General features: G+C 47.7%; 12 protein-coding genes and 2 pseudogenes. 12 read left to right on the top strand and 2 right to left on the bottom strand.

Annotated features, from left to right (window positions below; translation table 11 throughout):
* The 9 genes and pseudogenes from A3844_RS32095 to A3844_RS28790 form a co-directional block, all read left to right on the top strand.
* Window positions 1-1,236, top strand: a pseudogene (locus tag A3844_RS32095) (hypothetical protein); the annotation flags it as partial.
* A complete protein-coding gene (locus A3844_RS28830; RefSeq protein WP_074109264.1) occupies window positions 1,236-1,721 on the top strand; it encodes a hypothetical protein in 486 nt (161 codons plus the stop codon). The pseudogene A3844_RS32095 and the gene A3844_RS28830, both read left to right, overlap by 1 nt.
* Before the next feature lie 611 nt (window positions 1,722-2,332).
* Entirely contained in the window at window positions 2,333-3,064 is a 732-nt protein-coding gene (ric, locus tag A3844_RS28820) for an iron-sulfur cluster repair di-iron protein (protein ID WP_143192189.1), read from the top strand.
* A gap of 168 nt (window positions 3,065-3,232) precedes the next feature.
* On the top strand, window positions 3,233-3,934 hold the full coding sequence (locus tag A3844_RS28815; RefSeq protein WP_074109262.1) for a hypothetical protein: 702 nt from the start codon (window positions 3,233-3,235) through the stop codon (window positions 3,932-3,934).
* Between the two features lie 211 nt (window positions 3,935-4,145).
* The gene (gene nirB, locus A3844_RS28810; protein ID WP_074109261.1) at window positions 4,146-6,575 is read left to right on the top strand and encodes a nitrite reductase large subunit NirB; all 2,430 of its coding nucleotides are present in this window, start codon (window positions 4,146-4,148) and stop codon (window positions 6,573-6,575) included.
* A gap of 30 nt (window positions 6,576-6,605) precedes the next feature.
* Window positions 6,606-6,926, top strand: coding sequence for a nitrite reductase small subunit NirD (gene nirD / locus A3844_RS28805; RefSeq protein ID WP_074101060.1), 321 nt, complete (start codon window positions 6,606-6,608; stop codon window positions 6,924-6,926).
* A 49-nt stretch (window positions 6,927-6,975) separates the two neighbouring features.
* Entirely contained in the window at window positions 6,976-7,794 is an 819-nt protein-coding gene (locus A3844_RS28800; protein ID WP_074085330.1) for a formate/nitrite transporter family protein, read from the top strand.
* A gap of 220 nt (window positions 7,795-8,014) precedes the next feature.
* Entirely contained in the window at window positions 8,015-8,434 is a 420-nt protein-coding gene (locus A3844_RS28795) for a hypothetical protein (RefSeq protein WP_074085329.1), read from the top strand.
* A 62-nt stretch (window positions 8,435-8,496) separates the two neighbouring features.
* Window positions 8,497-8,958: pseudogene (locus tag A3844_RS28790) on the top strand (NUDIX hydrolase); the annotation flags it as partial.
* A gap of 107 nt (window positions 8,959-9,065) precedes the next feature.
* Here A3844_RS28790 and A3844_RS28785 read toward each other — a convergent pair.
* Window positions 9,066-9,785: a Crp/Fnr family transcriptional regulator gene (locus A3844_RS28785; protein ID WP_371915990.1), complete on the bottom strand. Its 720-nt coding sequence runs from the start codon at window positions 9,783-9,785 to the stop codon at window positions 9,066-9,068.
* 449 nt (window positions 9,786-10,234) lie between these two features.
* On the opposite strand from A3844_RS28785, the gene A3844_RS28780 reads away from it, so the two are divergent.
* From A3844_RS28780 to A3844_RS28770, 3 genes are all read left to right on the top strand, one after another.
* Entirely contained in the window at window positions 10,235-12,538 is a 2,304-nt protein-coding gene (locus A3844_RS28780) for a glycoside hydrolase family 65 protein (protein WP_074109259.1), read from the top strand.
* Window positions 12,539-12,720: 182 nt separating this feature from the next.
* Entirely contained in the window at window positions 12,721-13,518 is a 798-nt protein-coding gene (locus A3844_RS28775) for an alpha/beta hydrolase (protein ID WP_074085409.1), read from the top strand.
* A 241-nt stretch (window positions 13,519-13,759) separates the two neighbouring features.
* Entirely contained in the window at window positions 13,760-14,284 is a 525-nt protein-coding gene (locus tag A3844_RS28770) for an accessory gene regulator ArgB-like protein (protein WP_074109258.1), read from the top strand.
* A 222-nt stretch (window positions 14,285-14,506) separates the two neighbouring features.
* Here A3844_RS28770 and A3844_RS28765 read toward each other — a convergent pair.
* The coding region (locus tag A3844_RS28765) for a transposase (RefSeq protein ID WP_143192186.1) at window positions 14,507-15,115 on the bottom strand (609 nt) is incomplete at its 5' end.

Raw genomic sequence — 15,115 nt, 5'->3', positions numbered from 1 at the left:
AACCCTGAGGTAATGAAACGGCTGAAAGAGACGTATTGGTCTACCCTGTCGACAGAGGAGCAGGACCGGATCTATGCAGAGACCAAAGCGTATTACGAAAAGCAAGAGAAGGAAGTGGCAGATAAAAACCGTCTGCTGCGAAGTGGTGTTGGAAACCAGACGCTTGCCAATATTCTAGAAGGTGGAAGTAATATCCTGGTGAATGCAATCGATACGGCATCGTATGGGATGGCAGGGACAATTACGGATTGGACCATGGGACCGAAACCGGCAGGCTATGTTGACCCGACGGATAATCCTTACGGGAAAAAGGCCGGGCAGTTTCTGGGAACGGTGGTCAGTATAGGTCTGCCTGTAAAGTATTTAAATGCAATAAAAACCGGGGGAGCGGCGGGTAGATTTTCGCCAACGTTATTAAGATCGATGGTAGCTGGAGCGGTTAGCGGGACCGTGGGTGAAGCGATGGACGCGTTCAATGATTTCAGGGATGATGGAAAGCAAAGCCTGGGTGAGCGAATAGCGGCTGTGGGAATCAATACCGTTATTGCTGGTGCGGGAGATCTAATGATTACAGCAGGAAGTAAAGTGGCTGCCAGTACGATGAGATTTGTGCGAGGGAAGCTGCCGGATATCAAGGTGGAAAAGATTGAGGGAGCAGGAAAAACCAAAGCGGAAATCGAAGCTAAAGCAAAGGAGATAGAGGAAACCCGTATTGAGGGGATGGGTAAATTCAATGATCCAATAAAAACGAAAACGAATAAAGGCGTAGAAGTTGAATTTGATAATCCGTACGGTAGTAAAATAAAGTGGGTTGAACAAAACCCTAAGAATATTCCAAATGCAATCGAAAGTGCAATGAGTAATAGCAATATTGGTAAAGCTATTGAGGGTAAAGTTGGAAATTACGTTCAGCAAAAGGTAGGAGTAACAGGGTTCGGTTTAAAACTAGACAATATATCTACTGGTAAACCAGCAGGAGATATTGATGTCATGACACACAATCAAATTATAGAGATTAAGAAGTCAATGTCTGCTGTTAAAATGGATCAAATCGATAAGTATGTTAATCCAAGTAATTCTCAATTTTTTAATTTTGAGGGTAAAGAGATTGTATTGTATATTGATGAGATTATTGATATCTCAAATCCTCAAACAGCTAAAATGATTCAAGAACTTAATAGTAAGGGTGTAAAAGTTGTAAATTCGCTCGAAGAGTTAGGAGGAGTTTTGAAGTAATGGGGATGTCATCCTTTTTATTATTTAAACGTGGAGAAAGTACTCCAGCAAATGATTTATTGAGGGACATTAATAAAATTTGTATAGAGGAGAATCTTTTCTTTGATAGCGATGAAGAAACTTACGATAGTGAAGGGACACTAAAATACACGCGAGTATATATAAGTGACTTGCCATTTAGGGAGAATTATTCAAGAACTCTTAGTTTTAGTGTGTATGATGAACCGTATGAATATCAATTAGTTAGTTTTAAATGGGATGATACTAAAAATGAATATTTTAAAGCAGTAGTATCTGACGATTTTGATGATAATGAAGATCTATTATTACGATTTTCCCACGCCATACTTAAGATCTATCCGACAGCAAAAATATGGGTAGAGGAAGAATGGTTTTATACTCTAGAGGACTTAGATAATATTACTAACATGCCGTACGTGAGTGATTGGTGCTATAAAGATCCAAGGGAAATAGCTCGAGATTAGTTGTGGTGGCTGATGATTTGAGATTCAATGGAGTTACCCAGTGTCGAATCCTGTTGAACAAACTGAGTATATTTCCTGGCGTAAACCCGCAGGACGTATACTGGACGATTGGTCAATTGGTGACGAGGAGGAATGGCTTGATTAAGGCATTGATCTTGCTTAAACTAAGCTTAAACAAATTACACATGAAACTCAGTTACCACTATCCGAGCTATAAGAGGTTCGAAGATCACGATGCAGGGAAGAATCGTGAATTGTTTCATATGCAATATCAGGATAAAGTTGATTTCAATGATACACAACTCATTCAACTTATTTGCGTACGATGTATAAGGGTCTGACCGTAGCAATAACGCACTAGATTCTTAGTGTATGCTTTCTTGCCTTTGGAACGAAGGTCAGTTGATATGCAATGTGCAGGTAATGCCTGCCATCCCTTATCCCAGTAGATGTCCGTAAACTCGACTGCTATGCAAGCCCCCCACTCCCCCACAAGTTCATTAAAATTTTTTATATTCAGTGCGTACAATCACAAACCATCTTCCCTGCTGGCGTTAAGGTATAGAGGTAAAAGAAACCTAGACCAACAACAACCCAAGGGAGGGCCCAGCATGACGGCCAAACAATTGAACAATACAATGACGGATACATCCGCTCAATTCACCGGTGAAGCAATGGTAAGAGATATCGTCCTTCAATTCCCCAAAGCAGCAGATTACTTCAAGGCACAGCGGATTGACTTTTGCTGCGGAGGCGCGAAGCCTTTGGCAGAGGCGGTAGCCGAAAAAGGGCTTGATACAGAGGCAGTACTTCAGGATCTGAACAAGCTGTATGCCGACCATCCGGTGCTGGAAGAAGATACGGCCTGGAACGAAGCATCGTCAGAAGAGCTGGTTGATTACATTATCAACAAGCATCACAACTATTTGCGCGAGGAGCTGCCGCTCATCGCCCAGAATGTAACAAAGGTCTTCCGCGTCCATGGAGAGGATTCTCCGCACTTGGCTGAGGTGTACCGCTTGTTCCATACGCTGCGTGAGGAATTGCTGGAGCACACGGCCAAGGAAGAAGAAAGTGAATTCCCCAAAATGCTGGCTTATGATAAAAATCCAAGCGCAGAAGGGTTGGCTGAGCTGCGCGGACTGCTAAGTACGCTGGAGAAGGAGCATGACGGGGCAGGAGATATTTTACGCGAGCTGCGGAGAGTTACAGGGGATTTCACCCCGCCGGAGCATGCCTGCACCACTTACCGTTTGACGTATGCCCGTCTTGAAGAGCTGGAGGGCATGACCTTTGAGCATGTCCATCTGGAGAATAACATTTTTTTCCTGCGCTACCAATAGAAAATTAACATTTCATAAGTCCCTTCGGGGACTTTTTTTGTGCTGGAATAAGGAGTATTTGAGAACGCTATCCATTTACGTTATTCTTAAAAAGACTACATACATAATCAAGACATGTCTGAACAGCAGCAGAAGGCTAGAATCAGACGGGAGAAGGCGGTGCCGGGAATGTCCGCGAAGTGGGTATGGCGTATTTTGCTGGGAATAATGATAATTGCAACCTTGAGCGGCTGCTCATCGGTTCTTGGCACTCCAACAAATGGGAACAATGCCGGGACTGGAAATGCCGGACCAGGTTTTTCGGTTCGGGTCGGTGACAGCGAGCTGGCTGGAAGCGCAGGCAGGCAGCTAAGTGAAGCCTATACAGATGGGTTGACGCTCATCGAGCTGCTCAAGAACAGTGGCGTAGCCACGTTTGCGGATGAGGGGTACAAGATCCTGGCAGTCAACAAAGTATCTTTGAGTCCCGAGTGGAGTTGGGAGATTCAATTGAACGGCAAAAAAAATACGGATTGGAACAGCCGCGTTGACCGCGGGGACAGCATCGTGGCTGCAGCCGTACCAGCAGCAAGCGGGGCAGAGCTGCAGCCGGTCATTTTCACTGTTAACGGGGGTAGTGAGCAGCCGCAAATGACGCATTCTTACGTGCTGCCGTATACCGAGGACCTGTCCGTACGGGGTGTATTGAAGACCAGCGGAATGGTGCAACTCTCCGAGGATAATAAGACAATAATCAGTATTATGGATTACAAGCCTCTCAGTAATGAGGCATGGATGCTGAAGGTCAACGGCAAGCAACTGCTGGACACCGGGATCGATATGAAGCTTAGACCACAGGATACTCTGGAGGTTGTGCTTGTGCTGCTCTAAATGAAATACCATTTCGCTATATTCCTTAGGCTTACGTCAAAGGAATATGGCGTTTTTTTGTGCCCAAAAAGCGTTAAGGAAGCATAATTAAAATTATGTGAAATGCTTCACAATTGGTGTGACTGCAATCACAAATCCGCTTTAAATTTTAACAGTATAATTTCACTATCAGATCATGTTGTGTTGAAGTTCAGACGCATGAAGGAGGGTCATGACAGTGACAGTGGAGAGAGAAAAGCTAGTACTCATAGGTAACGGAATGGCAGGAGTAGGCACAATTGAGCAGATTTTGAAGCTTGGCGGCGCTTATGATATTACTGTGTTCGGAAGTGAGCCGCATCCCAATTACAATCGCATTATGCTGTCCTACGTTCTGGAAGGCAGCAAAACAATCGAAGACATTATCCTCAATGACCGCCAGTGGTATGCGGATCATCATATTACTTTGCATACAGGAACCACAGTTATCCGTATTGATGAAGCATCTCGGCAGATCATCACAGATAATGGGCTGTCGGTTGCCTATGACAAAGCGATCATTGCTACAGGCTCGAACTCGTTCATTCTGCCAGTACCGGGAAGCGACAAGGAGGGGGTAGTTGGCTTCCGTGATATCGCAGATTGTGATGCCATGCTTGCAGCAGCCAAGCAGTACCGCACGGCAGCAGTTATCGGGGGCGGACTCCTGGGACTGGAAGCGGCCAAAGGACTTGTGAATCTCGGCATGGACGTTACGGTTGTGCATCTGCTGAAAGATCTGATGGAGCGCCAGCTGGATCATACAGCTTCCTCCATGCTTCAGGCAGAACTGGCCCGCCAGGGCGTGAAGTTTGCCATGGGCAAGCAGACCGTTGAGCTGACCGGGGATGAACGTGTGAACGGACTTCGCTTCAGTGACGGATCGGAGCTGGCGGCTGATTTTGTAGTGATGGCTGTGGGAATTAAGCCAAATACACAGCTCGCCAGAGAAAGCGGCATTACCGTAAACCGCGGGATTGTTGTCGATGACTATCTGCAAACCTCGATGCCGGATGTATATTCCGTAGGTGAATGTACAGAACACAGAGGAACTTGTTATGGTCTGGTTGCACCGTTGTTCGAGCAAGGAATGGTGCTTGCGAAACATTTGTGCAACGTGCCGACTCAGCCTTATGAAGGTTCGGTTGTAGCCACCAAGCTAAAAATCTCTGGAGTAGATGTCTTCTCTGCCGGTGAGTTCACAGAAACCTCAGAACACACCGTCATCTCAGCCAAAGATGAATGGAAGCGGACCTACAAGAAGATTCTGCTTAATAATAATATTATTGTCGGGGCAGTTCTCTTCGGCGATGTCACGGAATCGGCCAGTCTGCAGAAGCTGGTGAAGCAGGGTGCGGAAATGACGGAGGAGATTTATAGCGAGGTTATGGGCACGGGTTGCTGCGGCGGCGGAGCGAAAAAGAGCTTGTCGGTGGAAACGATGGCCGATGAAGAAATTGTCTGCGGCTGCAACGGTGTGACCAAGAAAGCCATTGTTGATGCCGTTACGGAGAATGGCTTCACCACCGTAGATGAGATCAAGGCCTGTACTGGAGCTACCCGTTCTTGCGGCGGCTGTAAGCCGGTCGTGGAGCAGATCCTGCAATTTGTCCTTGGGGACAGCTTCCAGCAGAGCGCCAAGCAGGGGATCTGCAGCTGCACCACTCTAAGCAGAGATGAGATCGTAGCGGAAATTACCTCCAAAGGCCTGAAAACGACCAAAGAGGTCATGAATGTCCTGGACTGGAAACAAGCTGAGGGCTGCTCCAAATGTCGTCCGGCGGTGAACTATTATCTCGGTATGATCTATCCGGACACTCATGAGGATGAGAAGGAGTCGCGCTTCGTCAACGAACGGATGAGTGCGAATATTCAGAAGGATGGTACTTTTACGGTTGTACCTCGTATGTATGGCGGAGTCACGACACCGGAGGATTTGAAACGGATCGCCGACGTCTCCTTGAAATATGATGTTAAGGTTGTAAAGGTGACCGGCGGGCAGCGTCTGGACCTGATCGGTATCCGGAAAGAAGATGTGCCTAAGGTGTGGGAGGAGCTGGATATGCCATCCGGCTATGCCTACGCGAAATCACTGCGCACTGTGAAGACCTGTGTAGGCTCGCAGTTCTGCCGTTTTGGCACACAGGACTCCATGGGTATGGGAGCGCTGCTTGAACGCAAATACGAGCGGCTTGATTTTCCGGCCAAGTTCAAAATGGCAGTTAACGGCTGCCCGCGCAACTGTGCGGAATCCTGCACAAAAGATATTGGCATCGTCGGCAATGACGGCGGCTGGGAGATTTTCATTGGCGGTAACGGCGGGATCAAGCCGCGGATCGCGGATGCCTTCTGCAAGGTGAAAACCGATGAAGAACTGATTGAGGTCTGCTCCGCAGTTATGCAGTATTACCGTGAAACAGGGAACTACCTGGAACGGACCTCCGAGTGGGTGGAACGCATGGGACTTGAGCAGATTCAGCAGGTGATTCTGGAGAACGATGAGCAACGCAAGGAGCTTGCTGCACGGATTGATTTTGCCCTGGCACAGGTTTCTGATCCATGGAAAAAAATGCTGGATGACCAAGAGACACGTACCGCACTGTTTGAGCAGGCAAAAGTCTAACCTATACCGACTATGAGAGGAGAGAGCTCAATGCAAACCACTACACAAGAATATGCTGTAGGCACGGTGGAAGAATTCCTGCTGCAGATTGGCCGGGTTGTCACCACCGGTGAGACTGAACTAGCCATTTTCCGTACCTCGGATGGGGCCGTCTATGCCCTGGAGAATCGCAGTCCGCATCCCAAAGGCGGTCCGCTGGCTGAGGGGATCGTCTCCGGCTACTATCTGTACGATCCGCTGTACGACTGGAAAATCGATCTGCGCAGCGGCGAAGTTCAGTCCCCGGACCACGGGAAGGTAAAGGTCTATCCGGTTATACTGGACGGCGGTATGGTAAAGGTCAGCCTGTAGAAAGTCTGGATGAATAAACAATTTTAAAGGAGAATGGCGGGGTGGACGTGTGTTTACGCAAAGTGTAGAGAACATCGTGGAGACAGCAGTGGCCAAACGTGACAAGATGAATGAAAGTCTGCCGAAATACTTTCTTGCCGCACTGCTGGCCGGAGCCTATGTAGGTATTGGTATTATTCTGATCTTTTCACTCGGGGCGCCACTGGCGGCGGTTAAATCTCCTTTTCAGCCGCTGATTATGGGGATGTCCTTCGGGATTGCCCTGACGCTGGTAGTCTTCGCCGGCTCGGAGCTGTTCACCGGGAACAATATGTTTTTTACCGTAAGTACACTTGCGGGAAGAACCAGCGTATGGGATACAGCGAAGAATTGGGTCCTCGTATTTATCGGAAATGTTGCCGGTGCAGTGGTTCTGGCATTGCTGATCCGGGGCACAGGATTGTTTACAGCGGCTCCGGCAGAACATCTGATTTTTACCGCAGCCGCCAAAAAAATGAGCCTGCCGTTCTCTGAGCTGTTCTTCCGCGGTATTCTCTGTAACTGGCTGGTCTGCCTGGCACTGTGGATGTCCTCCCGCGCCAAAAGCGAGACTGCCAAGCTGGTGCTGATCTGGTGGTGTCTGTTCGCCTTCATCGCGAGCGGCTATGAGCACAGTGTAGCGAATATGACGCTGCTAAGCGTAGCGGTGCTGCTGCCAAACCATCCTGAGACGGTTACTATAGCCGGATGGCTGCACAACATGATTCCGGTCACCTTAGGCAATATTATCGGCGGTGGCGTGTTTGTTGGCATGGCGTACTGGATGATCTCCCCGGTGCGGGCAGCACGGACTGGTGTTATCAATAAGACGAAAAAGCAAGTCAGCTAGTCCTTGCAGAGCCCTGTGGTCAATTGACTGCAGGGCTTTTTTGCATAATGCGTGCCCAGAGGCACGCATTATTTATATGGTGAAAGTCCAACCAAAGGAGGTGCCAAACCACCTTTGTACGGTTGCCTTGTTGCAAATGGGCAGAATACGCTAATCCTTGAAGGAATATACGCTTAACTTTACGAATAAATCAAAGATAGAAATTTATAGGAGGAATACAATGGGGTTTATTCTTATTTCGCTAATAGCAATAGGTATATGCCTGGCTGGCTTAGTTTTATATTATTTTGTTCTCCCGAGTAAGGACTTCAGTTCAACCAATGCGATTCCGAATTCGTATGTTATCCAATCCTCGAATAGGATGGACATTCAGCATAATTATGAATGCGCTGCATTTTCAAGCGCATACATCATGAGACATTTTGGGATGGAGTCGGATGGCAACAAGCTCTATAAAGATTACCCTAGAAAGTTATATGATGGAACAATTACGCCTAAGGGCATTCTCTTGTTCTTTAAGAAGCTTGGGTATGACGCTTTTTTTTGCTCAGGGAATGTTGATACCTTAAAGAAACAATACGTTTATCGTGATACGCAAGAAGTAGATAGATCACTGATGCCGGGTGCAGTCTTATGTTAAGCTGTGAAATTGAAAAGAACCTGGGAGTGAATCCGTGATGAAATAATCATTTTGGGGTATACGGAATTTGTGTGAATGACGGGAAACTGCTGGTCATACGTAAAGGAAGAGGCCCTTATACCGGAAGGTTTGATTTGCCTGGGGGCAGACTGGAGGAGAATGAGTCCCTGCTGGGAGGATTGGTAAGGGAGTTTATGGAGGAGACTGGGCTTACAGTGACGGTGGAACACAATCTGGGGACGTTGGATTGGTTTGTCCGCTATCAGGAGGATACCTATACCCACATGCACCATATAGCCGCTCTCTATACCGTGGGAATTGCCAGTGATGCAGTAGCTTCAGGGATTAAGGAGTTTGCTGAACAGGATTCGCTGGGAACGGAGTGGGTGGAGTTGCCGGCAATTACACTGAATTCGGCTTCGCCAGTGACGGTAGCGGCGGCTGCATGGGTGAGAGAAGGCTGTTTGCCAACGGAGGTTGGATTTTTTGATGACTGGGAAGTGAAAAATCTACCTTCAACATGAAAAAAAGACGCCGGACAAGGCGCCTTTGACCACTCTATTAATTGATGCTGCATTTCCGGGTCATATATGTTTCATTGAGGTGAATAGAGGGTATTAGTATTAGGAAATTAAATGCGGCAAATTTCGTTAGGACATAATTCACAGTGGCAGATGTCTTGAAGCATCGTAAGATCCTTGATGACGATCATGCCATTCTCATATTCCACAGCATCTTTTTTACGCAGATCGCTCAGCATCCGGTTGACGCTCTCACGGGTTGCGCCGATCATGTTGGAGAGATCCGTATGCGTAATTTTTTTATTAATCAGAATGCTGTCCCCGGTCTTCTCGCCGTAAGTATTGCCCAGTCGAATCAGCGTGGAGCAGAGAGCACCAGGCTTGCCGTACATCATCAGATCACGGAATTTCGTCTGTGTGAGACGGTGATGGATACCCATCCATTTCATAAAGTCGATGGCAAAATCACAATGCTGGCAGATCAGAATCTCCAGATCCTTCTGCTCGATAACGCCAACTTCACTTTCTTCAATCACTTCGGCGGTGAAGCTGTGCTTGGTGCTGAAGAAGGGGTCTGCCTGACCTACCATATCGCCGGCCTGATACATATACAGAATGAGTTCTTTGCCTTCGTCAGTTGATTTGGTTAGTTTCACACGTCCACGTTTGATATAAAACAATTTATCCGAGAAGTCGCCTTCCCAGAACAAATGAGAGCCCTCAGGTACCATACGCTCTTTCATTGTAACCAGAAGCCGGTTAAAGTTCTGTTCGGAGAAACAGTTTGTATTGCCGTGGGCTTCGATAACATTATAATGTTCCTTTATCATAATCGACATCCCCTTTATTCCCTCAGTTTTTCAGTAAATTTTAAATTAATTATACATTGAAATTCCTCTTTATGGGTGAAAATTTTCGTGAAAAAGTGTCGAATTTTTAACATTGTGATAATTTTCACTTCAAAGGTGTGAGATTTAATATGATTTTAGTCTGAACAAGGGATTGAAGTCTTAAATACGCTCTATATTGTAGCAGTCGTCGCCTATAATACACAGATAATGGGAGAACCTGCTATTTTGCTTTGTGATAAAGCTTGATTTTTTCAGCTTTTCTGATCATAACGCAATCTGCAGGTTCTTTTCAACTCCGTAATAATGCACATAACTCTGTTATCGGCTGACATTGGCCTTTCTTCCCCTCAGAGCTACGCTGGATGTGAGGGTCTGGCGGTTTCTTCACGGAACTGGTGGACACAACCCGGAGAAGGAGAATTCAAACAATGGCAAAGGTAGCAGACAAATATCTGAAGGTCGACCCATGGGCCGTCATCGAGGAAGGCTTCGACCCGCAGCGGAACCGGACCTCGGAGTCGATTTTTTCGGTAGGGAACGAGTATATGGGGGTACGCGGTTACGCCGAGGAGGGCTATAGCGGGGATTCCCTGCTGGGCAGTTATTTCAGCGGCCTGCATGAGCAGCAGGAGATTGGTATCCATTACAAGGGAATGATCCGTTCGTTGCGCTATATGGTTAATGCGGTGGACTGGCTGCATACGCGCCTTATGGTAGATGGTGAACAGCTGGATCTGGCCCGCAGCAAAATTACGGACTACAGCCGCAGGCTGGATTTTCGCACAGGTACTTATCGCCGGGAGTTGATCTGGCTGCTGGACAGCGGCAAGAGATTGCGGCTTACGTTTATCAGATTGGTTAGTATGACGCATGCTCATCTGGGCCTCCAGCAGGTTAGGTTTGAGCCGCTGAATTTCTCGGGTGATGTGGAGATTTGTACCGGGCTTGATTTTGGCATCATCCATGAGGAACGCGGTCAGAGTATGTGGAGAAGTCTGCGCAGCGGAGTAGAAGGTAATGTGAGTGCAATTATGGCCAGTACCTTGAACACGGGCAATAAGCTGTTTTCCGGCTTTGTCCTGCACTCTTCCCAAGAACTGCACACTGAAAAGGTAGAACGTGACCGCTATATCGGGCAGGCGTTTAAGCTGCAATTAACACAAGGGGGAATGGCTTCTTATACGAAGCTTGCTGTCCATTGTATAGATATTGATGCTTCCCGTAAGGAAGACGAACTCTGGCGCGAAGGGCTCAGGCTGGCAGCTGGTGCCTCGGAACTAAATGAAGCAGAGATATTTACTGCTCAATCCGCTTACTGGACTGAAATATGGGAGACCAGTGACATCCTGATTGAAGGTGATCCGGAGAACCAGCAGGGGATCCGCTTCTGTATTTTTCAGCTGTATCAGACGTATCATGGCGAACATCCCGGTTATAATATCGGAGCCAAAGGGCTGACAGGCGAAGCCTACCGGGGGCTGGCTTTCTGGGATACGGAGTCGTACTGCCTACCGTTCTATATATTCAACAACCCTAAGGCGGCCAAAAGCCTGCTGGAATTCCGCTACAAAACACTTCCGGAAGCAATGGACCGCGCGCGGGAGGTCGATTGTGAAGGGGCCTGTTATCCGATTGCCACGATCAATGGGACGGAAAGCTGCGACCTGTGGCAGCATTCCAACCTCCAGCTTCATGTTGGTACGGCTGTTTCCTACGGTATTTGGCATTATGTGAAGAATACAAGTGACAGGGGATTTTTGTACAGTAAAGGCGCTGAAATGCTGATTCAGATCAGCCGTTTCTATGCTACGCGCGGACAGTGGGGGCAGCGCAGCGGGGAATATGGCTATTTTGGCGTGATGGGGCCTGATGAATTCCAGCTGATGGTAAATAATAACTGCTACATTAATCTCATGGCGAAGAAATTATTCGAGTTTACGCTGGAGACGATTGCCGAAATGGAGACACTGGTGCCGGACGCCTATACTGCACTATTGAAGAAAACGGGACTCATACCGGAGGAATTAGCCGATTGGGGAAACAAGGCCGGACATATGAGGATACCTCATGACCAAGTCACGGGAGTGTATGAGGAGCATGACGGGTATTTTGATATGCCGCACATCGATATTCATTCGATTCCGGTAACCGATTTTCCGCTGTATTCGAACTGGTCCTATGACCGGTTGTACCGCTATGACATGATTAAGCAGCCAGATGTGCTGATGTTTATGTTCTTATATAGTGGGGAGTTCTCCCGGGAAGCCAAGCTGGCCAATTACGAATATTATGAGCCGAGATGCATCCATGAATCCTCGCTATCACCTTCGATCCACTCCATTCTGGCCACCGAGATCGGCAAATATGAGGAAGCTTTTCATTTCTTTGAGTTCGCAACCCGGCTGGATCTGGACAATTATAACCGGAATACACGGGAAGGTCTGCACACCACTTCCATTGCCGCGGCCTGGATGAATATTGTGTATGGTTTTGGTGGCATGCGGTCGGACGGGGAGTATCTTTCTTTCCGGCCAACCTTACCGAAGCGCTGGACCTCTTATCACTTCCGGGTAAAGTATGCGGGTGTGCTGCTGGGAATTGAAGTGGACAGAAATCATATATGCTTCACGGCACTACGCGGTGGAAGAGCAAACATCATGGTTTATGGACAGCAAATCATAGTAGATGCTACAGGAACGAAGCTTCCGCTAGGCGGGGGAATGATGACATGATGAACTGGACGGCTTCCTATTGAAGCTTCGGTAAGGCCCGGATCATCCCGAATTTGCTGAATCTGCTGATTTCATCGTGACAGGATTGCATGAACTGTAAGACCTTGATAGACTTGTTGAAGGGAAAGAAAGCGATTTCCTGAATGAATCTATCCTATTGAAAGAAAGCTTGAGGGATGAAGATGGAAACATTATTGTTATGGCCGGAGGGGGCACCCGGAGCACTGGGAACAAGTGATGAGGATTGTCCGGGAATTACACCTTATCTGGTGGAGGGTAAAGAGAATGCCGCTGTGATCGTCTGTCCGGGCGGCGCCTACGCCATGCGGGCGGATCATGAAGGCGGACCGGTTGCAGAATGGCTGAACACCCTGGGAATATCAGCCTTTGTGCTGCGTTACCGGGTAGCGCCTTATGGTTATCCCCATGCACTGCATGATGCTCAGCGTGCGCTCCGCACGATCCGTTACCGTGCAGATGAGTTTGGAATTGATCCCGGCAGATTAGGTATCCTGGGATTTTCGGCAGGCGGACATTTAGCTTCTGCTGCTGGTGTTCTATTCGATGCCGGGGATGAAGCTGCTTCAGAGCCTCTGGAGCGCCAGTCCAGCCGCCCGGATCTGCTAATCCTCTGTTATCCGGTAATATCCATGGCAGAAGGTGTGACCCACCAAGGCTCAAAAGAAAATCAGCTGGGAAGTAATCCGGATCCGGAGCTGGCTGAACGGCTCAGCAGTGAGCTTCAGGTAACGGCAGCAACACCGCCTGCCTTTCTGTGGCATACCTCGGATGATGGGGCTGTGCCGGTGGAGAACAGCCTGCAATTCGCCGCTGCGTTAAGCCGCCATCATATTCCGTTTGATCTTCATGTATACGCACATGGCGAGCATGGACTTGGCCTGGCTGACGATGAGTCTCATACCCGAGGTTGGACAGAGGCATGCGCCTCTTGGCTTGCCTTGAATGGATATTGCAAGTAGCAGGATAAGAAGCCTTTCATGAGCCGTTCGGTTCTATGGGAGGCTTCTTCTGTTTCTACATCTCCCTATTAATTAACAGATATCAACTATACCGCTGGAAGAAGATTCAATATAATGGGAAAAGATAGTTTGCAAATGACGAACGGATTTGACAGGGTTTATTTTGCCTTTTTAGCTGCTGTGTTCTAACCTCATGTAACAATAATGAGATTGTACTACTCCATTAGAAAGGAGAAAATGAATGATTGAAATGCTTGCTGCAAGAATAGCTGGATCGCTAAAACGCTCTGTACCGGATCATCCATCATCTGTTGAAGTTTTTACATTTGCCATTTCCATGATGCTCAATCTGTTTTTTATTGTTGCAGCGACACTGGGTATATCTCTGCATACCGGACGGACTGGAGAGATAGCCACTATTCTGATCTCGTTCGCACTTCTTCGCCAGTTGACCGGAGGCATGCATCTGAAATCCAATCTGCAATGCGTAGTAGTATCCACCATTCTTTTTACAGGCATTTCGCTGTTTGCGGTGGGACAGTGGTGGACCATTACGGCAACAATGGCAGCTGTCCTTATCATCTTTTTTATAGCTCCAGTCGGCATTAGTCAGCAGTCAACAATTCCCTCCAAATATTATCCTTACATGAAACTGGCTGCGATGCTGCTTGTCGCCTCCAACTTTCTATTTTTGTCTCCGGCTCTGGCATTAAGCTTTTTGGCCCAGAGCATTACACTGGTGCTGGGAAAAGTAGTGAGATCATAAATCTGGCTGCAAATGTAGATCCGTCAACAGTTTTGGTAACGAATAACTGCACGATTGCCTATCATCGTTACAGACTTGTTGAACAAGAACTGACCCGAATGAATCCAAACATCATCGTTGCATCATGCAAGGGGGCTGTCTCATAAGTAGATTTTCAAAAAAAGAAACAGCCCATATGTATTCAAGAGGCAGTAAAAAGACAGCAAGGCCGCGATTCTCCTGTTATTGGAGAATCGCGACCTTGCGTTTTTGGTCCACCGTGGCTTGCTTCAGCATATTATGGGCAAGCGAAAGCCAACCGACCTCAAGCGTCACTTTTTCCATGCCGCGAAGCAGAAAGCGCCGGAAGCCCCGGTTATTCTTCAGTTGTCCAAATACGCTTTCCGGTTCCGTCATTCGGCGTACGGCCAGGGCATAACCTTCCTCGCTTCGCAGGATGTCCCGAGCCTGCTTCTGGTACCGCAGCCTCTCCAGACTGACAACCACTTCCCGATTTCCTGCTGCCTTGGTGCAGCGTTCCTTCAGCGGACAACCTTCGCAGCTTTGGCTTCGGTAATGACGTTTGTGAATTTCATATCCGCTTTGTAGTGTCTCCTTGCTCTCTTTGCGGAAATGCAACGTTTCCCCAGCTAGGCACGTCCATGTATCCCTGGTTTCACTGTACGTCCAGTTCTCCACCTTTCCGATATTCTCTTTCCAAGCTTTACTCTTTTCTTTGTGGTAGCTGCCGTATTTCACGACCGCCTGAATCTCTTCCTTTTCCAGATAGGCGTAGTTTTCTTCACTGCCGTAACCTGCATCCGCAATTACCGCCCTAGGAAGTTTACCCAA

It is taken from the genome of Paenibacillus helianthi (assembly GCF_001909055.1).
Classification (GTDB): Bacteria; Bacillota; Bacilli; order Paenibacillales; family Paenibacillaceae; genus Paenibacillus_AQ; species Paenibacillus_AQ helianthi.
The sequence above is the reverse complement of the archived record's forward strand: the minus strand, read 5'-3'. Positions and strand labels throughout refer to the sequence as shown.

Bases quoted from the DNA above. Each gene is read 5' to 3' on its own strand.
- A3844_RS28830 (WP_074109264.1), top strand. From the start codon at position 1,236: ATGGGGATGTCATCCTTTTTATTATTTAAACGTGGAGAAAGTACTCCA.
- ric (WP_143192189.1), top strand. From the start codon at position 2,333: ATGACGGCCAAACAATTGAACAATACAATGACGGATACATCCGCTCAA.
- A3844_RS28815 (WP_074109262.1), top strand. From the start codon at position 3,233: ATGTCCGCGAAGTGGGTATGGCGTATTTTGCTGGGAATAATGATAATT.
- nirB (WP_074109261.1), top strand. From the start codon at position 4,146: ATGACAGTGACAGTGGAGAGAGAAAAGCTAGTACTCATAGGTAACGGA.
- nirD (WP_074101060.1), top strand. From the start codon at position 6,606: ATGCAAACCACTACACAAGAATATGCTGTAGGCACGGTGGAAGAATTC.
- A3844_RS28795 (WP_074085329.1), top strand. From the start codon at position 8,015: ATGGGGTTTATTCTTATTTCGCTAATAGCAATAGGTATATGCCTGGCT.
- A3844_RS28785 (WP_371915990.1), bottom strand. From the start codon at position 9,785: ATGATAAAGGAACATTATAATGTTATCGAAGCCCACGGCAATACAAAC.
- A3844_RS28780 (WP_074109259.1), top strand. From the start codon at position 10,235: ATGGCAAAGGTAGCAGACAAATATCTGAAGGTCGACCCATGGGCCGTC.
- A3844_RS28775 (WP_074085409.1), top strand. From the start codon at position 12,721: ATGGAAACATTATTGTTATGGCCGGAGGGGGCACCCGGAGCACTGGGA.
- A3844_RS28770 (WP_074109258.1), top strand. From the start codon at position 13,760: ATGATTGAAATGCTTGCTGCAAGAATAGCTGGATCGCTAAAACGCTCT.